Below are 21,061 nucleotides of genomic sequence, written 5' to 3'. Positions count from 1 at the left end.
TATGTCACGAAAATTTGAAGATTAGGCGATTTTAACCAGCGCACGACCGTGGAACTGGTTGTCCATGATTTTATTGGCGAACTCTGGCGCCTGGCTCAGGGTAATCTCAGTGGCGCTCTGCTCATAGAATGAGGCTGGCAGATCCTGCACCAGACGTTCCCAGGCCTCAACCCGCCGCTCGGCTGGGGTCATGACCGAATCGACACCCTGAAGACGCACGTTACGCAGAATAAATGGCATCACCGTCGTCGGCAGGGCAAATCCACCCGCCAGACCACAGGCCGCCACGCAGCCGCCGTAATTCATTTGCGCCAGCACCTTCGCCAGCACTTTGTCGCCGACGGTATCTACTGCGCCAGCCCAGACCTGTTTTTCCAGCGGGCGGGTCTCGGCAAATTCGTCGCGGCTCAGAATGCGGCTTGCGCCCAGCTGACGTAGATAATCATGCGTACTTTCGCGGCCAGAGACGGCGGCGACCTGATACCCCAGCTTGTGCAGCAGCGTGACGGCCGTGCTGCCCACGCCGCCGCTGGCGCCAGTGACGACAATTTCGCCCGACTCAGGACGGATCCCGGCCTCTTCCAGCGCCATCACGCACAGCATGGCGGTGAAGCCTGCCGTGCCGATGATCATCGCCTTACGACCGTCCAGGCCTTTGGGCATCGGGACCAGCCAGTCACCTTTGACGCGCGCCTGTGCTGCCAGTCCGCCCCAGTGGTTTTCACCTACGCCCCAGCCGGTGAGCAGCACCTGCTGTCCGGCGTGAAAACGCGGATCTTCACTGGTATGCACGCGGCCTGCAAAGTCGATTCCTGGCACCATCGGGAAATTTCGGATGATTTTACCTTTTCCCGTAATCGCCAGTGCATCCTTATAGTTCAGGCTGGACCAGTCGATATCTACGGTCACGTCGCCCTCCGGCAGGCGGTTCTCCTCAATGGCTTGCACCGAGGCAACGGTTTTGCCGTCCTGCTGTTCTAAGATCAAAGCCTGCATACAGGGTCCTCACTAGGTTTGATGATGGGAAAATATGTCCTGATGACTATACTCGCTCAATGAAACGCAGTGCCGATTTAACGCAATAAATTGCCAGATACACCAGGTTTGGTAGTATGTCGCATTTAAAATGCAAGTTAGTGCTCACTTGCCCCCCTTCAACCCACGGAGTAATCTCAAGGATGCGATTAACGACGAAGTTCTCAGCTTTTATTACCTTGCTGACGGGGCTGACCATATTTGTCACGCTAATCGGCTGCTCGCTGAGCTTTTACAATGCCATCCAGGATAAGCTGGTTAACCGGGTTGAATCGGTTGCATCGGTTATCGACACTCGCCTGATAACGTCCTCCTTCCCGGCGCTTTCGCGTGAGCTGGATGAGTTAATGGTGCCTGTGGATATAGTGCAGATCGACATTAAACAGGGGAAGCAGACCGTTTTCAGCCATACCCGCCAGGGCAGCTATCGTCCTGCCGGCACGGTAGATCAGTATCGGGACGTCACGGTTAATTCACTTAAACATCCGGGTATGACAATTCATCTGATGTACCAGGATCCGATGAGCAACTATTTACGCTCGCTTATGACCACCGCGCCCTTAACCATCGCAGTTGCCTTTATCGTACTGCTGATTTTCCTCGCCGTTCGCTGGCAGCGTCGTCAACTTTCCGGTCAGGAACTGCTGGAAACACGCTCCGTGCGGATACTGAATGGCGAGCGGGGTCCGCAGGTGCGGGGATCGGTTTATGAATGGCCATCACGCACCAGTAGCGCCCTGGACGTGCTGCTCTCCGAAATCCAGTTTGCCAGCGATCAGCGTAGCCGTATGGACACGTTGATTCGCTCTTATGCCGCGCAGGATAACAAAACGGGCCTCAACAACCGTCTCTTCTTTGATAATCAGCTGGCTACCCTTCTTGATGACCCCGAAAAGGTGGGTACGCATGGCGTGGTAATGATGATTCGCCTGCCCGACTTTGATCTGCTCCGTGATACCTGGGGTCAGCGCGTGGCGGAAGAGAACCTCTTTACGCTGATTAACCTGCTGTCCACCTTTATTATGCGCTACCCCGGCGCGTTACTGGCACGCTACCACCGCAGCGATTTTGCCGTCTTGCTGCCGCATCGCACCTTAAAGGAGTCCGAGAGTATCGCCAGCCAGCTGCTGAAAGCCGTCGATGCGCTGCCCCAGAGCAAAATGCTCGACAGAGACGACATGGTGCATATAGGCATCTGTGCCTGGCGCGGCGGTCAGTCGACGGAGCAGGTGATGGAACATGCGGAAGCGGCAACGCGTAACGCCGTATTGCAGGGGGCGAACGGCTGGGCGGTCTATGATGATACGCTGCCTGAGAAAGGGCGCGGCAACGTGCGCTGGCGAACCCTGATTGAACAGATGCTGAGCCGGGGCGGACCGCGCATCTATCAAAAACCGGCGGTCATGAAGAGTGGTCATGTCCATCATCGTGAGCTGATGTGCCGTATTTTTGATGGCACCGAAGAGGTTATCTCCGCGGAATATCTGCCCATGGTGTTGCAATTCGGATTGTCCGAAGAGTATGACCGTCAGCAAATCACCCGCCTCATTCCGTTTTTATCGTACTGGCCTGAAGAAAATCTGGCTTTACAGGTGACCGTCGAATCGCTGATCCGTCCGCGCTTCCAGCGCTGGTTACGTGACACGTTAATGCAATGCGAAAAATCGCAACGCAAACGCATTATTTTTGAACTTGCAGAGGCAGATGTAGGTCAACACATCAGCCGGTTGCGCCCGGTGGTGCGTTTAATCAATGCGCTTGGAGCTCGCGTGGCGGTAACCCAGGCGGGTCTGACGCTGGTGAGCACCAGCTGGATCAAAGAGCTGGATGTTGAATTATTGAAGCTGCATCCGGGTCTGGTAAGGAATATTGAAAAACGCACGGAAAACCAGCTGCTGGTACAAAGCCTGGTGGAAGCGTGCAAAGGAACGCAAACGCAAGTATTTGCCACAGGCGTACGTTCACGAAGTGAATGGCAGATGTTGACAGAGCGCGGCGTGACGGGCGGTCAGGGGGATTTTTTTGCCGCCTCTCAGCCGCTTGACACCAATGTGAAAAAATATTTGCAAAGATACTCTGTTTGACCTGCCGTTTACTTTGTTTTCACGTAGAATATCGCGCCTGTAGCTTTGAGTAAGACGAGCATAAAAGCCAGTGAACGACCTTTAATGGGTTACAAGTGAAAGTGAGGGACGCTGCTGTTTACTCAGCCCTGAGGGATTCAGGGGATGAATTTGTAACAAAGGAAACGTGCTGCACTAATTTTCACCGTAGCAGACGATTTTTGCGCCTTGTCGCTGCTGCGTGTGGTTGGTAAAGTAAGCGGATTTTGTTTTCCGCCCCAGCTTTCAGGATTATCCCTTAGTATGTTGAAAAAATTTCGTGGCATGTTTTCCAATGACCTGTCCATTGACCTGGGTACCGCGAATACCCTTATTTATGTAAAAGGACAAGGCATCGTATTGAATGAGCCTTCCGTTGTGGCCATTCGTCAGGATCGTGCCGGCTCGCCAAAAAGCGTGGCCGCAGTAGGTCATGATGCGAAGCAGATGCTGGGCCGTACGCCGGGCAACATCGCCGCGATCCGCCCAATGAAAGACGGCGTTATTGCTGACTTCTTCGTGACCGAAAAAATGCTTCAGCACTTCATCAAGCAGGTTCACAGCAACAGCTTCATGCGCCCAAGCCCGCGCGTGCTGGTGTGTGTGCCGGTTGGCGCGACCCAGGTTGAACGCCGTGCAATCCGTGAATCTGCTCAGGGTGCCGGTGCGCGTGAAGTCTTCCTGATTGAAGAACCGATGGCTGCGGCAATTGGTGCGGGTCTGCCGGTTTCTGAAGCAACCGGTTCTATGGTGGTGGATATCGGTGGCGGTACCACTGAAGTAGCCGTTATCTCCCTGAACGGCGTGGTGTACTCCTCTTCCGTGCGTATCGGCGGCGACCGTTTCGACGAAGCTATCATCAATTACGTTCGCCGTAACTACGGCTCTCTGATCGGTGAAGCGACCGCAGAGCGCATCAAGCACGAAATCGGTTCTGCCTACCCGGGTGATGAAGTGCGCGAGATCGAAGTTCGCGGTCGTAACCTGGCGGAAGGCGTGCCACGCGGATTCACCCTGAACTCCAACGAAATCCTGGAAGCGTTGCAGGAGCCACTGACCGGTATCGTGAGCGCGGTGATGGTTGCGCTGGAACAGTGCCCGCCAGAGCTGGCTTCCGATATCTCCGAGCGCGGTATGGTGCTGACCGGTGGTGGTGCGCTGCTGCGTAACCTCGACCGCCTGTTAATGGAAGAGACAGGTATTCCTGTCGTAGTTGCAGAAGATCCACTGACTTGCGTCGCCCGTGGTGGTGGCAAGGCGTTGGAAATGATCGACATGCACGGCGGCGACTTGTTTAGCGAAGAGTAGTCGGGTGTGAGAGGGTAGCAATTTGCTACCCTTTCTCTCTGACGCGAGAATACGCATAGCCTATGAAGCCAATTTTTAGCCGTGGCCCGTCGCTACAGTTTCGCCTGATCCTGGCGGTTCTGGTTGCGCTCGGGGTCATTATTGCCGATAGCCGCCTCGGTACGTTCAGCCAGATCCGAACGTACATGGATACCGCCGTCAGTCCTTTCTACTTTATTTCAAATGGTCCCCGTGAACTGCTCGACTCCGTGTCGCAAACGCTCTCATCGCGTGACCAGCTCGAACTCGAAAACCGTGCGTTACGCCAGGAACTGCTGCTGAAAAACAGCGAGCTGCTGATGCTGGGGCAATATAAGCAGGAAAACGCACGCCTGCGTGAACTGCTTGGCTCGCCGCTGCGCCAGGATGAACAGAAAATGGTCACCCAGGTGATCTCCACCGTAAACGATCCGTACAGCGATCAGGTGGTGATTGATAAAGGCAGCGTGAACGGCGTATACGAAGGTCAGCCTGTCATCAGCGATAAAGGCGTCGTGGGCCAGGTTGTGGCGGTTGCTAAACTGACCAGCCGCGTGCTGCTGATTTGCGATGCCACCCATGCACTGCCGATTCAGGTGCTGCGTAACGATATTCGCGTGATTGCCGCCGGTAACGGCTGCACGGACGATCTGCAACTGGAACATCTGCCCGCCAACACGGATATCCGCGTGGGCGACGTGCTAGTGACGTCCGGTCTGGGCGGTCGTTTCCCTGAGGGCTACCCGGTTGCGGTTGTCTCTTCCGTGAAGCTCGACACTCAGCGTGCCTACACCGTGATTCAGGCGCGTCCAACGGCCGGCTTGCAGCGTTTGCGCTACCTGCTGCTGCTGTGGGGCGCCGATCGTAACGGAGCTAACCCGATGACCCCGGAAGATGTGCATCGCGTGGCGAATGAACGCCTGATGCAGATGATGCCGCAGGTACTGCCTGCGCCGGATGCGATGGGACCACCTGCACCCGTACCGGCTCCGGCGACGGGGTTAACGCAGCCGCTGCCGGATGCGCCGCCACCGCCGCAAGTCTCGGGTGGAGGGCAGTAGTGGCCAGTTATCGTAGCCAGGGGCGCTGGGTAATCTGGCTCTCATTCCTCGTTGCACTGTTGCTGCAAATTATGCCCTGGCCGGACGACATTCTTGTTTTCCGGCCAAACTGGGTATTGCTCATTTTGCTCTACTGGATCCTTGCCCTGCCGCACCGCGTAAATGTCGGCACAGGTTTTGTGATGGGTGCCATACTGGATCTTATCAGTGGCTCTACGCTTGGCGTCCGCGCCTTATCCATGAGCATTATTGCGTATCTCGTCGCACTCAAATTCCAGCTCTTTCGTAACCTTGCGCTCTGGCAACAGGCGCTGGTGGTGATGTTGTTGTCGCTCGCTGCGGATATCGTTGTTTTCTGGGCAGAGTTTTTAGTGATCAACGTCTCTTTCCGACCGGAAGTGTTCTGGAGTAGTGTAGTAAACGGTGTGCTCTGGCCGTGGCTGTTCCTGCTGATGCGTAAAATTCGCCAGCAGTTTGCCGTGCAATAAAAGGTTTCTATGACGTCTTTGTATCTTGCCTCCGGTTCTCCGCGTCGCCAGGAACTGCTCGCGCAGTTGGGTGTCTCCTTCGAACGCATCGTTACCGGTATTGAAGAAAAACGCGCTGAGGGTGAAAGCGCTCAGCAGTATGTCTCTCGTCTGGCGCGTGAAAAAGCGCAGGCGGGCGTGGCATGCGTGCCGCGTGACTTACCGGTGCTGGGTGCGGATACCATTGTCATTCTCAATGGTGAGGTGCTTGAGAAACCCCGCGACGCAGACCATGCGGCGCGGATGCTGCGTAACATGTCCGGACAAACCCATCAGGTGATGACGGCGGTAGCGCTGGCAGACAGCCAGTACGTTCTGGATTGCCTTGTGGTAACGGAAGTGACGTTCAGAGTCCTCACCGACGAGGAGATCGCCGGCTATATCGCCAGCGGTGAACCTATGGATAAAGCAGGTGCATACGGTATTCAAGGGTTGGGTGGCTGTTTTGTCAGGAAGATAAATGGCAGCTATCACGCCGTAGTCGGCTTACCGCTGGTGGAAACGTATGAGTTGCTGAGCAATTTTAACTCACTGCGTGAGGGAAGGGATAATTATGACGGCTGAATTGTTGGTAAACGTAACGCCATCGGAAACCCGTGTGGCCTACATTGATGGTGGCATTCTTCAGGAAATTCATATTGAGCGTGAAGCGCGACGCGGAATCGTAGGCAATATCTACAAAGGTCGTGTCAGTCGTGTCCTGCCGGGTATGCAGGCGGCTTTTGTAGATATTGGGCTCGATAAGGCGGCGTTTTTACATGCCTCCGATATCATGCCGCACACCGAATGTGTGGCAGGCGAAGAGCAAAAGCAGTTTGCCGTGCGCGACATCTCTGAGCTGGTGCGTCAGGGCCAGGATCTGATGGTGCAGGTGGTAAAAGATCCGCTGGGCACTAAAGGCGCGCGTCTGACCACCGACATCACCCTGCCTTCACGCTACCTGGTGTTTATGCCGGGGGCGTCGCACGTCGGCGTGTCACAGCGTATTGAGAGCGAAAGCGAGCGTGAGCGCCTGAAAAAGGTGGTCAGCGCCTACTGCGACGAGCAGGGCGGGTTTATTATCCGTACCGCGGCGGAAGGGATCAGCGAAGAAGATCTCGCCTCGGATGCGGCCTACCTGAAGCGCGTCTGGACCAAAGTGATGGAGCGTAAAAAACGCAACCAGACCCGCTACCGGCTGTACGGTGAGCTGGCGCTCGCTCAGCGCGTATTACGTGATTTCGCCGACGCCCAGCTTGACCGCATCCGCGTGGACTCCCGTCTGACGTACGAAGCCTTACTGGAGTTCACCGCCGAGTACATCCCGGAAATGCCGGGTCTGCTGGAGCATTACACCGGACGCCAGCCGATATTTGACCTCTATGACGTTGAAAACGAAATCCAGCGTGCGCTGGAGCGTAAGGTTGAGCTGAAATCGGGTGGCTATCTGATCATCGATCAAACCGAAGCGATGACCACCGTCGATATCAACACCGGCGCGTTTGTCGGCCATCGCAACCTCGATGACACCATCTTCAACACCAACATCGAAGCGACGCAGGCCATCGCGCGTCAGCTTCGCCTGCGTAATCTGGGCGGCATTATCATCATCGACTTTATCGATATGAACAATGAAGATCACCGCCGTCGCGTGCTGCACTCTCTGGAGCAGGCGCTGAGTAAGGACCGCGTGAAAACCAGCATCAATGGCTTCTCGCAGCTCGGTCTTGTGGAAATGACCCGGAAACGGACCCGCGAAAGCGTGGAACATGTCCTGTGTAATGAGTGTCCAACCTGCCATGGACGCGGAACGGTAAAGACGGTGGAGACGGTCTGCTACGAGATCATGCGTGAAATTGTCCGTGTCCATCATGCCTACGACTCAGACCGTTTTCTGGTCTATGCTTCCCCTGCGGTGGCGGAGGCCCTGAAAGGGGAAGAGTCGCACGCGCTGGCGGAAGTGGAAATCTTTGTCGGCAAACAGGTAAAAGTGCAAATTGAGCCGCTCTATAACCAGGAGCAGTTTGACGTCGTCATGATGTAAACGCAGTTCGCTGCGAGATTTAAGGCTGACAAGGAGAGACGCGTGAGGCGATTGCCGGGGATTTTACTGCTTACAGGGGCAACGCTGGTCGTGATTGTCGCGTTGCTCGTGAGCGGGCTGCGTCTCGCCTTGCCGCATCTGGACAGCTGGCGTCCGCAGATACTGGCAAAAATCGAATCCGCCACCGGCCTGCCGGTGGACGTGAGTCATATCGAGGCAAGCTGGCAGAACTTTGGCCCGACGCTAGATGCGCGGGATATCCACGCCAGCCTGAAAGATGGCGGCCACCTCAAAATCAAACGCGTCACCCTGGCGCTGGATGTCTGGCAAAGCCTGCTGCATCTGCGCTGGCAGTTTCGCGATCTCACCTTCTGGCAACTTCAGCTGATGACTAACACGTCGCTGCAAAGCGGCGACAGCGATCGAGGGCTGGAAACCAGCCGTATCAGCGATCTGTTCCTGCGGCAGTTCGATCATTTCGATCTGCGCGACAGCGAAGTGAGCTTTATTACTCTTTCCGGTCAGCGCGCTGAGCTGGCGATCCCACAGCTGACCTGGTTAAACGGGAAAGATCGCCACCGCGCCGAGGGGCAGGTGAATCTCTCCAGCCTGAACGGGCAGCACGGGGTTATGCAGGTGCGGATGGATCTGCGTGACGACAATGGCCTGCTGAACAACGGCAGGGTCTGGCTACAGGCGGACGACGTGGACGTGAAGCCGTGGCTCGGTGAGTGGCTACAGCAGAACATGCAGCTGGAGACCGCGCGCTTCAGCCTGGAAGGCTGGATGACGCTGACGAACGGGGCGTTCGCCAGCGGCGATATCTGGCTTAAGCAGGGGGGCGCGAGCTGGAAAGGGGAAAACCATCAGCATCAACTTTCCGTCGATAACCTCACCGCACACGTGACGCAGGATAAAGGCGGCTGGCAGTTCGCCATTCCGGATACGCGCATCTCCATGGATAACAAACCCTGGCCGCGCGGCGCGCTGACGCTGGCGTGGATGCCGGAACAGGACGTCGGCGGGATAAACGGTAAACGCAGCGACGAGCTGCGTATCCGCGCCAGTAACCTGGATCTGACGGCGATCGAAGGGCTGCGTTCAATGGCCGCAAAACTTTCACCGGAGCTGGGCGAAATCTGGCTGGCGACGCAGCCGAGCGGGCAGATAAACCGGCTGGCGCTGGATATTCCGCTCCAGGCTACGGAAAAGACGCGTTTTCAGGCGGCATGGAAAAATCTCGCATGGAAACAGTGGAAACTGCTGCCGGGTGCCGAGCACTTCAGCGGTAAACTGGAAGGAAGCGTGGAAAACGGCAGGCTGACGGCAGAAATGCAGGACGCGAAAATGCCGTACGAAACGGTCTTCCGTGCGCCACTGGAGATCGAAAAGGGAAATGCCACTCTCAACTGGCTGAAGAATGACAAAGGTTTTCAGCTCGATGGCCGCGATATTGATGTAAAAGCCAAAGCGGTACATGCCCGCGGTAATTTCCGTTATCTACAGCCTGAAGGCGATGAGCCGTGGCTGGGTATTCTGGCGGGCATCAGCACGGATGACGGTTCGCAGGCGTGGCGCTACTTCCCGGAAAACCTGATGGGGAAAGCGCTGGTGGACTATCTCAGCGGCGCTATTCAGGGCGGCCAGGCGGATAACGCCACGCTGGTCTACGGCGGCAACCCGCACCTGTTCCCGTATAAGCACAACGAAGGCCAGTTCCAGGTTCTGGTGCCGCTACGCAACGCCACCTATGCCTTCCAGCCAGACTGGCCGGCGCTGAAGAATCTGGATATTGAACTCAACTTCCTGAATGACGGCTTGTGGATGAAGACGGACAGCGTCGCGCTGGGCGGCGTAACGGCAAGCAACCTGACGGCAAACATCCCGGATTATTCCAAAGAGAAGCTGCTGATTGATGCGGATATTAAGGGGCCGGGTAAAGCGGTTGGCCCGTACTTTGAAGATACGCCGCTGAATGACTCCCTGGCAGCCACCCTTCAGCAGTTGCAGTTAGATGGCGATGTGAATGCTCGCTTACATCTGGATATCCCGCTGGACGGTGAATTGACCACCGCCAAAGGCGACGTTCGCCTTAATAACAACAGCCTCTATATCAAGCCGCTGGACAGCACCCTGAAAAACCTCAGCGGTCAGTTCAGCTTTGTTAACGGCACGCTGAAAAGTGAGCCGCTTAAAGCGACCTGGTTCAATCAACCCGTTAATATCGATTTCTCCACCACCGAGGGCGATAAAGCCTACCAGGTGGCGGTCAATATGGACGCGAACTGGCAGCCGTCACGCATGGATGTTCTGCCGAAGCCGATTGAGAATGCGGTGGACGGTGCGGTGTCATGGAATGGCAAGGTCGCCATCGACCTGCCTTATCATGCCGGTGCGCGCTATAACGTCGACATTACGGGCGATCTAAAAAACCTCAGCAGCCAGCTTCCCGCGCCGCTGAATAAAAAAAGCGGTGAAGCATTGCCCGTCAACGTTAAGGTTGCGGGCAACCTTAACAGCTTCGATTTAACCGGAAACGCGGGCGGAACAAACCACTTCAACAGCCGCTGGCTGCTTAACCGCAAGCTGACGCTGGACAGGGCGATCTGGACGACGGACAGCCGTACCACGCCGCCGCTGCCGGAGCAGGCGGGCGTTGAACTGAATCTCCCGCCGATGGATGGCGCAGAGTGGCTGGCACTGTTCCAGAAAGGTGTCGGGCAAAACGTCGACCAAACGGCGCAGTTCCCGCAGTCCATTACCTTGCGCACGCCTGCGCTGACGCTGGGCGGGCAGCAGTGGAACAACCTGAGTATTGTCTCCCGGCCGACGGTAAACGGCTCAAAGGTCGAGGCGCAGGGGCGTGAGATCAACGGTTCGTTGATCATGCGCGATCACGCGCCATGGCAGGCGGCTATCCGTTATCTCTATTACAATCCGACCTTTACGGCGTCTAAAGCAGAGTCGACAAGCACTTCTCCTGTCAGTGGCAATGGGACGTCGCGCGTGGATTTCAGCGGCTGGCCCGATCTCCAGCTGCGCTGCGCGGAGTGCTGGCTGTGGGGACAGAAATATGGCCGTATCGACGGTGATTTTGCCATTCAGGGAAATACGCTGAGCCTCTCTGGTGGGCTGGTGGATACCGGCTTTGGCCGCATGACTGCCGCGGGCGAATGGGTGAACAAACCGGGTGAACAACGCACCTCGCTGAAAGGCGATATTAAAGGCAATAAGCTGGACGCCGCGGCTAACTTCTTCGGCATTAGCACGCCGCTTCGCGGATCGTCCTTCGATGTGAATTACGATCTGCACTGGCGCGCTGCGCCGTGGACACCCGATGAAGCTTCGCTTAACGGCATCCTGAAAACCAACTTCGGTAAGGGTGAGATTGCCGACGTGAGCACGGGGCGCGCCGGGCAGATCCTGCGCCTGCTGAGTTTTGATGCGCTGCTGCGCAAGCTGCGCTTCGATTTCAGCGACACCTTCAGCGAAGGTTTCTACTACGATTCCATTCGCAGTACGGCGTGGATCAAAGACGGCGTTCTGCATACGGACGATACGCTGGTGGATGGCCTGGAAGCGGATATCGCCATGAAAGGCTCGGTCAACCTCGTGCGTCGCGAACTGGATATGGAAGCCGTGGTGGCGCCGGAAATTTCCGCAAGCGTGGGCGTTGCGGCGGCCTTTGTGGTGAACCCGATTGTCGGTGCGGCGGTGTTTGCCGCCAGTAAAGTGCTGGGGCCGCTGTGGAGCAAGGTCTCTATTCTGCGCTATCGCATTACCGGTCCGGTCGATAAACCGCAGATTAACGAGGTGCTGCGCCAGCCGCGCAAAGAAGCACCGCAATGATTTGACGTGGGCAGGTAATTGCCTCACTCTCAATAAATACGATCTTTATACCGCCACGGGCGGCAACGAACGAGTAGCAATAGATGAGTCTGAACCTGGTAAGTGAACATTTGCTCGCAGCGAACGGCCTGAGCCATCAGGACCTGTTCTCCATTCTTGGTCAACTGACCGAACGCCGCCTCGACTACGGCGATCTCTATTTCCAGTCGAGCTATCACGAATCCTGGGTTTTAGAAGACAGCATCATTAAAGATGGCTCTTACAACATCGACCAGGGCGTCGGCGTGCGCGCCGTCAGCGGGGAGAAAACCGGTTTTGCTTATGCCGATCAGATTAGCCTCGCCGCACTTGAGCAGAGCGCGCAGGCCGCGCGCACCATTGTGCGTGATACCGGAGATGGTCGCGTGAAAACGCTGGGTGAAGTGCAGCACGCTGCGCTCTATACCAGCATCGACCCGCTGCAAAGCATGAGCCGCGAAGAGAAGCTCGACATCCTGCGTCGCGTGGACAAAGTGGCTCGCGCGGCGGATAAACGCGTGCAGGAAGTCTCTGCCAGCCTGACCGGTGTTTATGAACTGATCCTGGTGGCGGCGACGGACGGTACCCTGGCGGCGGATGTTCGCCCGCTGGTGCGTCTCTCTATCAGCGTGCAGGTTGAAGACGACGGCAAGCGCGAGCGCGGCTCAAGCGGTGGCGGCGGTCGTTTTGGCTACGACTGGTTCCTCGGCGACGTTGACGGCGAAGCGCGCGCGGATGCGTGGGCAAAAGAAGCCGTGCGCATGGCGCTGGTCAACCTGTCTGCCGTGGCGGCTCCTGCCGGTACGCTGCCGGTGGTTCTGGGCGCAGGCTGGCCTGGCGTGCTGCTGCACGAAGCGGTCGGTCACGGCCTTGAGGGTGATTTCAACCGTCGCGGGACGTCCGTATTCAGCGGTCAGATGGGGCAGCTTGTCTCCTCCGAACTGTGTACCGTGGTGGATGATGGCACCATGCTCGACCGTCGCGGCTCGATTTCTATCGACGATGAAGGCACGCCGGGCCAGTACAATGTGCTGATCGAAAACGGCGTACTGAAAGGCTACATGCAGGACAAGCTTAACGCGCGCCTGATGGGCGTAGCGCCAACGGGTAACGGCCGTCGTGAATCCTACGCGCACCTGCCGATGCCGCGCATGACCAACACCTACATGTTGCCGGGCAAATCCACGCCGCAGGAGATTATCGAATCCGTTGATTACGGGATCTTCGCGCCAAACTTTGGTGGCGGTCAGGTGGATATCACCTCCGGCAAATTTGTCTTCTCTACCTCAGAGGCGTATCTGATTGAGAAGGGCAAAGTGACCAAAGCGGTGAAAGGCGCAACCCTGATTGGCTCCGGCATTGAGGCCATGCAGCAGATTTCCATGGTGGGTAACGATCTGAAGCTGGATAACGGCGTGGGCGTTTGCGGCAAAGAGGGCCAGAGCCTGCCTGTGGGCGTCGGTCAGCCTACGCTGAAAGTAGATAATCTGACGGTGGGCGGCACGGCGTAAATTTTCCCCCGCACCCTAACCCTCTCCCCAACGGGGAGAGGGGAAAAGCCTACTCTTTCCTTCTGCCCCGCATGCCCTGAAACAGCTCCGCCACTTCCACAAAATAGTCCGTCAGATAGTTAATACAGACCTGCACCTTCAGCGGCAGCTTGTCCTTTTCCGTATAGAGCGCGTACACCGGACGCGGATCGGACTGGTAGCGCGGGAAGAGGATCTCCAGTACGCCGCTGTTGATCTCGTTGATCACCCACATCAGCGGTACGTAGGCGATCCCGGCCCCGGCCACCAGCCAGCGTGAGATGGTCATCGGATCGTTGGTGACGAAGCGGCCTTCAGGCAGCAGTTTAGTGGAAAGCCCTTCCGGCGCGATCAGTTCAAATTCGTTATCTGGCCGAACGCTGTATTCCAGCCACGAGTGGTTGCTCAGATCGGCAGGTTTCTCCGGCACGCCATACTGTGCCAGGTAGCTTTTCGAAGCGCAGACCACCATCGGCATGCTGCCCAGTCGACGCGAGAACAGGCTAGAGTCCTGCAACGCGCCAACGCGGATCACCACGTCTAACCCATCGGCAATCAGGTCCGGTGCCGGAATGCCCGTAACCAGATTAACGGTTAAACCGGGATACTCTTTCAGCATTTCCGCCGTCATGGCAGCGAGAACATTTTGTGCCATAGTTGAAGAACACCCTATACGCAGCGTGCCGATAGGCGTGTTGTTAAAGGCATAGAGCTGCTCGTGAACGTCCTGCACTTCATGCAGCATTCGACGGCAGCCCTGATAGTAAATTTTACCCGCTTCCGTCAGCCCGATGCTGCGGGTGCTGCGGTTGAGCAGCTTCACCTGAAGCTCATCTTCCAGTTTTGACACTGTCTGGCTAATGGATGAGACGCTCATTTGTAGCTGACGTGCTGCGGCGGTAAAAGAGCCTTGCTCAACCACTTTCGCAAAGACGGACATGCGTTTTAGACGTTCCATTATTCACTCTGGCTTAAAAGTGATTTAGATCACATATGATAGATAACAGCATAACAGTTACGTTAATATATTATTAATTACATAACGGCTGCGCCACTCTCGCCCGGCAATTCTTGCTCTCCTGCGGCGGCGCGAGCTTAAAAATCCAGTAACCTGCACTCTCTTTAATCAAGGTCAACATGAGTCTGTTTCCCGTTATCGTGGTGTTCGGTTTGTCGTTCCCACCGATATTTTTCGAGCTTCTTTTATCACTGGCGATCTTCTGGCTGGTGCGCAAGGTGCTGGTCCCTACCGGGATTTATGATTTCGTCTGGCATCCTGCATTGTTCAATACCGCGCTGTATTGCTGCCTGTTCTATTTAATATCGCGCATGTTTGTCTGAGGTTGATGTGAAAACGCTAACAAGAAAAATCTCCCGCACTGCCATCACTATGGCGCTGGTCATCCTGGCGTTCATCGCTATTTTTCGCGCCTGGGTTTATTACACCGAATCCCCGTGGACGCGCGATGCGCGTTTCAGCGCGGAGGTGGTCGCGATAGCGCCCGATGTCGCCGGTCTCATTACGGCAGTCAACGTCCACGATAACCAACTGGTGAAAAAAGATCAGGTGCTGTTCACCATCGACCAGCCGCGCTATCAAAAAGCGCTGGAAGAAGCGGAAGCAGACGTGGCGTATTACAACGCGCTGGCCTCTGAAAAACGCCGTGAAGCAGGACGCCGTAACAAGCTGGGCATCCAGGCCATGTCCCGGGAAGAGATTGACCAGTCCAATAACGTGCTGCAAACCGTGCTGCATCAGCTGGCAAAAGCGCAGGCGACGCGCGATCTGGCGAAGCTCGATCTGGAACGTACCGTTATCCGCGCCCCGTCCGATGGCTGGGTGACCAACCTCAATGTCTATGCGGGCGAGTTTATTACGCGCGGCTCTACGGCCGTGGCGCTGGTGAAAAAGAACTCTTTCTACGTCCTCGCCTATATGGAAGAGACCAAGCTGGAAGGCGTGCGTCCGGGCTATCGCGCCGAAATCACGCCGCTCGGCAGCAACCGGGTCCTGAAGGGAACCGTGGACAGCGTGGCCGCGGGGGTGACCAACTCCAGCAGTACCAATGATTCAAAAGGGATGGCGACCGTCGATTCTAACCTCGAGTGGGTTCGTCTGGCGCAGCGCGTACCGGTACGCATTCGTCTGGATGAGCAGCAGAGCAACCTCTGGCCCGCAGGCACCACGGCGACGGTGGTGATCACGGGTGAAAAAGACCGTGATGCCAGCCAGGATTCGATCTTCCGTCAAATCGCCCATCGCCTGCGCGAGTTTGGTTGATCGCTATGGGCATTTTTTCCATCGCCAGCCAGCACATCCGCTTCGCCGTGAAGCTGGCATGCGCCATTGTGCTGGCGCTGTTTGTTGGCTTCCATTTCCAGCTTGAAACGCCGCGCTGGGCCGTTCTGACCGCCGCGATCGTCGCCGCCGGTCCTGCCTTCGCGGCGGGTGGCGAACCTTACTCCGGGGCAATTCGCTATCGCGGGATGCTGCGTATTATCGGCACCTTTATCGGCTGTATCGCCGCCCTGACCATTATCATCCTGATGATCCGCACGCCGCTGCTGATGCTGATTGTATGCTGTATCTGGGCGGGTTTTTGCACCTGGGTCTCTTCGCTGGTGAAGGTGGAGAACTCGTACGCCTGGGGTCTGGCGGGATATACCGCGCTGATTATTATCATCACCATTCAGAGTGAACCGCTGCTTGCTCCGCAGTTCGCCGTGGAACGTTGCAGCGAGATTGTCATTGGTATCGTCTGCGCGATTGTCGCAGACCTGCTCTTCTCTCCGCGATCGATCAAGCAGGAAGTCGATCGTGAGCTGGACGCGCTGATTGTTGCTCAGTACCAGCTCATGCAGCTGTGCATTAAGCACGGCGACAGCGAAGAGGTCGACAAGGCCTGGAGTGCGCTGGTGCGCCGCACGCAGGCGCTGGAAGGGATGCGCAGTAACCTCAATATGGAGTCTTCCCGCTGGGAGCGGGCCAACCGTCGTCTGAAAGCGATCAATACCGTCTCGTTAACGCTGATCACCCAGGCGTGTGAAACCTACCTGATTCAGAACACCCGCCCCGAAGTGGTAACGGATACTTTCCGCGAACTGTTTGATGAGCCTGTGGAGACGGTGCAGGACGTGCATCGACAGCTTAAACGCATGCGTCGTGTGATTGCGTGGACAGGAGAACGGGATACGCCAGTCATCATTTATACCTGGGTAGGCGCCGCAACGCGCTACCTGCTCCTGAAACGCGGCGTGATTAGCAACACCAAAATCAGTGCGGCGGAAGAAGAGGTGTTACAGGGCGAAGTGGTGATCAAACCTGAATCCGCCGAGCGCCATCATGCGATGGTTAACTTCTGGCGTACCACCCTGGCCTGTATACTCGGCACGCTGTTCTGGCTGTGGACCGGCTGGACGTCTGGCAGCGGCGCGATGGTGATGATTGCCGTCGTCACCGCGCTGGCGATGCGTCTGCCCAACCCGCGCATGGTCGCGATCGATTTTCTGTACGGCACTATTGCGGCGTTACCTATTGGCGCGCTCTACTTCCTGGTGATTATTCCCTCGACGCAGCAAAGCATGCTTTTGCTCTGCATCAGCCTGGCGGTGATGGCGTTCTTTATCGGGATTGAGGTACAAAAACGCCGTCTGGGATCGTTAGGCGCACTGGCGAGTACGATTAACATCATCGTGCTGGATAACCCGATGACCTTCCATTTCAGTCAGTTCCTGGATAGCGCACTAGGTCAGCTGGTGGGCTGTTTCCTAGCAATGATGGTGATCCTGCTGGTGCGGGATAACTCTCAGGCGCGGACAGGGCGCGTGCTGCTGAATCAGTTTGTATCGGCCGCCGTATCGTCCTTGACCACCAACACCGCGCGGCGCAAGGAGAACCACCTGCCGGCGCTCTATCAGCAGCTGTTCCTGTTGCTAAATAAATTCCCGGGCGATGTCGCCCGCTTCCGCCTGGCGTTAACCATGATTATCGCGCACCAGCGTCTGCGGAACGCGCCAGTGCCGATCAACGACGATTTGTCCGCCTTCCACCGCCAGCTACGGCGCACGGCGGACCATGTGATATCGGCATCCAGTGATGACAAACGTCGCCGCTACTTTAAGCAACTGCTGGAGGAGCTGGATATCTACCAGGAGAAACTGCGGATCTGGGAAGCGCCGCCGCAGGTTACCGAGCCGGTAGAGCGGCTGGTGTTTATGCTGCACCGCTACCAGAATGCGCTGACAGACAGCTAACGAAGAGAAAACCGACGCCAAAAGCGTCGGTTTTTTTGTGGCTATACTTATTCTTGCAGGTTCAAACATTCAGGAAGGGAGGACACATGACAACCCAGGCTCTTCAGGACAGTATTCTTTTTCAGACCGGGTATCTGGTCAACGGTATCTGGAAAACACTCGACACCACGTTTGATGTGCTAAACCCGGCCACGGGCGAGGTCATTGCGAAAGTGGCGAAAGCAGGAAAAGCCGAAACCGAAGAGGCCATTGTGGCCGCGACGAAGGCCTTTCCCGCATGGCGCGCAAAAACGGCAAAAGAGCGTTCCGCGATCCTCTATCGCTGGTATGAACTGATTATCGAGAACAAAAGCTGGCTCGGGCGGCTGATGACTACCGAGCAGGGCAAGCCGCTGAAAGAGGCTGAAGGTGAGGTGGACTACGCTGCCAGCTTCATTCAGTGGTTTGCCGAGCAGGCCAAGCGCGCCAACGGTGAAATCATTCCTCCGGTTAAACCTGGCTCCCGTATTCTGGCCACTCGTGAACCTGTCGGGGTGGTTGCTGCTATCACGCCATGGAATTTCCCGATGGCTATGCTCACCCGTAAGCTCGGCCCGGCGCTGGCAGCAGGATGTACCGGCGTGATCAAACCTGCAAACAACACGCCGCTGAGCGCCTTTGCGCTGCTGACGCTGGCGAAGCAGGCTGGTGTGCCGGATGGTGTGCTGAATGCGGTCGCGGGGAGCACCTCAGAAATTAGCGACGCCATTATGGCCAGCCATGACGTGCGCAAAATCTCGTTTACGGGTTCAACCGCCGTCGGGAAAACGCTGGTTCGCAATTCCGCAGAGACCATGAAAAAGGTATCGATGGAGCTGGGCGGTAATGCGCCGTATATCGTTTTCGAGGACGCGGATATTGATGCCGCCGTCAAAGGCGCGATCGCCAATAAGTTCCGTAACGCCGGGCAGGTCTGCGTCAGCGTAAACCGTTTCTATATTCAGGAGACGGTCTATGACAAGTTCGTCAATCAACTTGCCGATGCGGTGAAGGCGCTGAAGGTGGGTAACGGTCTGGACGAGGGCGTCGTTGTCGGCCCGCTGATTGAGCCTTCGGCTGTCGAGAAAGTGCGTGAGCACGTCGAAGATGCGGTAGCGAAGGGCGCCACGGTGCTGGCTGGGGGTAAACCGCACGAACTTGGCGGCAACTTCTGGATGCCAACCGTACTCGGTGACTGCCATGAAGGCATGAAGCTGGCAGAAGAGGAGACCTTTGGTCCCGTAGCCGCCTGCTTCCGCTTCACGTCGGAAGACGAAGTGGTTATGCGCGCTAACAATACGCCTTACGGGCTGGCGGCCTACTTTTATACCCAGAATCTTTCGCGCGTGTTCCGCGTCTCACAGGCCATTGAGAGCGGCATGATCGGAATTAATGAATGTGCGGTCTCGACCGAACTGGGTCCGTTTGGGGGCGTAAAAGAGTCCGGGCTGGGCCGCGAGGGGGCCGTGCTGGGGCTGGAGGAGTTTCTGGAAGTTAAAACCCTGCATATCGGGGGATTATAATAGACAGGGCGGCATTTGCCGCCCGCCTGTACCGGGTGGCTGGCAATGAAAATTTATACCTTTGATTTTGACGAAATTGAGAGTCAGGAAGACTTCTATCGCGAGTTTATTCGGGCGTTCGACCTGGAGCGGGGCAGCGTAAGCAATCTTGATATGCTGTGGGATGTGGTTACCGGCGACAGGCTGCCGTTACCGCTGGAAATCGAATTTACCCATCTGCCTGAAAAACTGCGCAGACGCTTTGGCGCATTGATTTTATTGTTTGATGAAGCGGAGGAGGAGCTGGAAGGGCAACTGCGTTTCAACGTGCGCCAGTGATAAAAAAGCCCCTGACCGGGAGGTCAGGGGCAAGTCGTATGATGAGATACGACGAGGGTTTATTTGTACAGTTCTGCGGTAGCGTGCCAGTGGTCGCCACTGCGCGCTTCGATGATGCGATAAGATGACGCACCCTGTTCTTCCGCTTTTTTGTTCAGCATTTCGTGCATGTCCATCGGAGACGTACCGATGGCACCAACAGAAACAGTCCCGATAGCCTGACGGGATTGTGCCTGTTCGGCATTAATGGTGTCGGCTGCAAACGTACCGAATGACAGGACTGACAGTACGCTCAGGGTAGCTACAGTGGTTTTAATTTTCATGATTATTTACCTCGTCAATTATTTTACTGGGGTCTTTGTTCTGTGACCCTCATCACAAAATCAAGTATACACTAATCACGCAAAAAATTAATACCAGACTAATGGTTTCGCCTGTTATTACGTGTTAAAAAAATCATTTTTTATAACGCGAATGCATAAAAAGGAGCGCCACAATGCGAGGTTTATGGTTTTTTCTTGTCTAAATCAAAGGGATAGATCAATTTGATTTTTTGTGCGGTTTTGCGGCAGATCATTCACTGAATGAATGTTAACAGGCGGTAAAAAGCACTATTTGCAAAAACAGCAGGCAGAGAAAAGCAGGGTAAAACGCGGAAGCAGCAGAATGATCCCCGCAGTCAGGCGCTACGGGGCAGACAATTACAGCTCCTGTTCGAACAGGACCAGAATCGCTTCGTAGAGGTCTTTCACCGAGAAACCATTTGCCGGGGTGGTAAAAATGGTGTCATCACCGGCGATGGTTCCGAGGATCCCCTCTGCTTTACCCAGCGAGTCCAGCAGGCGGGCAATCAGCTGGGCTGCGCCCGGGCTGGTGTGGATCACGACCACGGCATCGTTATAGTCGATGTCCAGAACCAGGTTTTTCAGCGGGCTGGAGGTCGTTGGCACGCCAAGTTCAGCAGGCAGGCAATAAACCATTTCCATTTTGGCGTTGCGCGTACGCACCGCTCCAAACTTGGTTAACATGCGAGAGACCTTCGACTGGTTGATGTTGTCGAAGCCTTGTTCCTGCAACGCCTGAACAATTTCTCCCTGAGAACTGAATTTCTCTTCTTTGAGTAGCGCTTTAAACGCCTTCACTAATTCTTCTTGCTTAGACGAGCTTCGCATAAGTCACCCGGAATATGACGATAGAAACAACATTATTATGCATGTGGATGAATTTTTATGCAAATTATCTACCTGACGCCAGGCTGAAATAATGTTATGAAAGGGAGAGATTTTATCAGATTTCGTTATCGGAAAACATGCCTGGGTCACGCCGCGCAAATAACCTTAAAAGTAAATTAAATGTTATCAAAATGATGTTGTTTTGGTGGCGTGGCAGGGTGTATTGTAACCCCCTCTTAATTCGTTGTTGCCTACAGCCCGATAGTATTCAGGTGAAGGTGAAAGACGTGCGACCTCAAATTCTTT

At 55.8% G+C, this 21,061-nt stretch carries 17 protein-coding genes; 13 read left to right on the top strand and 4 right to left on the bottom strand.

What is annotated here, in order from left to right; genetic code table 11:
- Window positions 1-21 precede the first annotated feature (21 nt).
- Window positions 22-996, bottom strand: coding sequence for an acrylyl-CoA reductase (NADPH) (locus SK53_RS14615; RefSeq protein ID WP_048209699.1), 975 nt, complete (start codon window positions 994-996; stop codon window positions 22-24).
- A 182-nt stretch (window positions 997-1,178) separates the two neighbouring features.
- Between SK53_RS14615 and csrD the strand changes: the two genes are divergently transcribed.
- The 8 genes from csrD to tldD all read left to right on the top strand — a co-directional run bounded on the left by csrD (window position 1,179) and on the right by tldD (window position 13,452).
- Window positions 1,179-3,119: an RNase E specificity factor CsrD gene (gene csrD / locus SK53_RS14610; protein ID WP_003860399.1), complete on the top strand. Its 1,941-nt coding sequence runs from the start codon at window positions 1,179-1,181 to the stop codon at window positions 3,117-3,119.
- A 282-nt stretch (window positions 3,120-3,401) separates the two neighbouring features.
- Window positions 3,402-4,445: a rod shape-determining protein MreB gene (mreB, locus tag SK53_RS14605; RefSeq protein ID WP_000913396.1), complete on the top strand. Its 1,044-nt coding sequence runs from the start codon at window positions 3,402-3,404 to the stop codon at window positions 4,443-4,445.
- Window positions 4,446-4,507: 62 nt separating this feature from the next.
- Window positions 4,508-5,524, top strand: coding sequence for a rod shape-determining protein MreC (gene mreC, locus SK53_RS14600; RefSeq protein WP_003860400.1), 1,017 nt, complete (start codon window positions 4,508-4,510; stop codon window positions 5,522-5,524).
- Window positions 5,524-6,012, top strand: a complete 489-nt coding sequence (gene mreD / locus SK53_RS14595) for a rod shape-determining protein MreD (RefSeq protein ID WP_003860402.1) — start codon at window positions 5,524-5,526, stop codon at window positions 6,010-6,012. Before mreC ends, mreD begins: the two co-directional genes overlap by 1 nt.
- Window positions 6,013-6,021: 9 nt before the next feature.
- Window positions 6,022-6,615 (top strand): Maf family protein, encoded by a 594-nt coding sequence (locus tag SK53_RS14590; RefSeq protein WP_003860403.1) that lies wholly within the window; start codon window positions 6,022-6,024, stop codon window positions 6,613-6,615.
- Window positions 6,605-8,074, top strand: coding sequence for a ribonuclease G (gene rng / locus SK53_RS14585; RefSeq protein ID WP_003860405.1), 1,470 nt, complete (start codon window positions 6,605-6,607; stop codon window positions 8,072-8,074). Before SK53_RS14590 ends, rng begins: the two co-directional genes overlap by 11 nt.
- A gap of 42 nt (window positions 8,075-8,116) precedes the next feature.
- Window positions 8,117-11,923, top strand: a complete 3,807-nt coding sequence (yhdP, locus tag SK53_RS14580) for an AsmA2 domain-containing protein YhdP (protein ID WP_048209696.1) — start codon at window positions 8,117-8,119, stop codon at window positions 11,921-11,923.
- 83 nt (window positions 11,924-12,006) lie between these two features.
- Complete coding sequence (gene tldD, locus SK53_RS14575) at window positions 12,007-13,452, top strand: metalloprotease TldD (protein ID WP_003860414.1); 1,446 nt, start codon at window positions 12,007-12,009, stop codon at window positions 13,450-13,452.
- A gap of 49 nt (window positions 13,453-13,501) precedes the next feature.
- On the opposite strand, the gene aaeR is transcribed toward tldD, so the two are convergent.
- Window positions 13,502-14,428, bottom strand: coding sequence for an HTH-type transcriptional activator AaeR (gene aaeR, locus SK53_RS14570; protein ID WP_003860415.1), 927 nt, complete (start codon window positions 14,426-14,428; stop codon window positions 13,502-13,504).
- A gap of 179 nt (window positions 14,429-14,607) precedes the next feature.
- Here aaeR and aaeX point away from each other — a divergent pair, with 179 nt between their 5' ends.
- From aaeX to SK53_RS14545, 5 genes are all read left to right on the top strand, one after another.
- Window positions 14,608-14,811 carry a p-hydroxybenzoic acid efflux pump operon protein AaeX gene (gene aaeX, locus SK53_RS14565; protein ID WP_003860416.1) on the top strand — a complete coding sequence of 68 codons (204 nt, stop codon included), beginning with the start codon at window positions 14,608-14,610 and terminating at the stop codon, window positions 14,809-14,811.
- 7 nt (window positions 14,812-14,818) lie between these two features.
- On the top strand, window positions 14,819-15,751 hold the full coding sequence (gene aaeA / locus SK53_RS14560) for a p-hydroxybenzoic acid efflux pump subunit AaeA (RefSeq protein ID WP_048209694.1): 933 nt from the start codon (window positions 14,819-14,821) through the stop codon (window positions 15,749-15,751).
- Between the two features lie 5 nt (window positions 15,752-15,756).
- The gene (gene aaeB, locus SK53_RS14555; RefSeq protein WP_048209690.1) at window positions 15,757-17,724 is read left to right on the top strand and encodes a p-hydroxybenzoic acid efflux pump subunit AaeB; all 1,968 of its coding nucleotides are present in this window, start codon (window positions 15,757-15,759) and stop codon (window positions 17,722-17,724) included.
- A gap of 86 nt (window positions 17,725-17,810) precedes the next feature.
- Window positions 17,811-19,265, top strand: a complete 1,455-nt coding sequence (locus tag SK53_RS14550; protein ID WP_048209688.1) for an NAD-dependent succinate-semialdehyde dehydrogenase — start codon at window positions 17,811-17,813, stop codon at window positions 19,263-19,265.
- 45 nt (window positions 19,266-19,310) lie between these two features.
- The gene (locus SK53_RS14545; RefSeq protein ID WP_003860424.1) at window positions 19,311-19,583 is read left to right on the top strand and encodes a barstar family protein; all 273 of its coding nucleotides are present in this window, start codon (window positions 19,311-19,313) and stop codon (window positions 19,581-19,583) included.
- Between the two features lie 59 nt (window positions 19,584-19,642).
- On the opposite strand, the gene yhcN is transcribed toward SK53_RS14545, so the two are convergent.
- Together yhcN and argR are read right to left on the bottom strand one after the other, a co-directional pair.
- On the bottom strand, window positions 19,643-19,906 hold the full coding sequence (gene yhcN / locus SK53_RS14540; protein ID WP_048209686.1) for a peroxide/acid stress response protein YhcN: 264 nt from the start codon (window positions 19,904-19,906) through the stop codon (window positions 19,643-19,645).
- A 378-nt stretch (window positions 19,907-20,284) separates the two neighbouring features.
- Complete coding sequence (argR, locus tag SK53_RS14535) at window positions 20,285-20,755, bottom strand: transcriptional regulator ArgR (protein WP_003860428.1); 471 nt, start codon at window positions 20,753-20,755, stop codon at window positions 20,285-20,287.
- Between the last annotated feature and the right edge of the window lie 306 nt (window positions 20,756-21,061).

Source organism: Enterobacter sp. MGH119 (assembly GCF_001037675.1).
Classification (GTDB): domain Bacteria; phylum Pseudomonadota; class Gammaproteobacteria; order Enterobacterales; family Enterobacteriaceae; genus Enterobacter; species Enterobacter hormaechei_C.
Note: the sequence above shows the minus strand (reverse complement) of the source record. Positions and strands in the feature narration are given on the sequence as shown.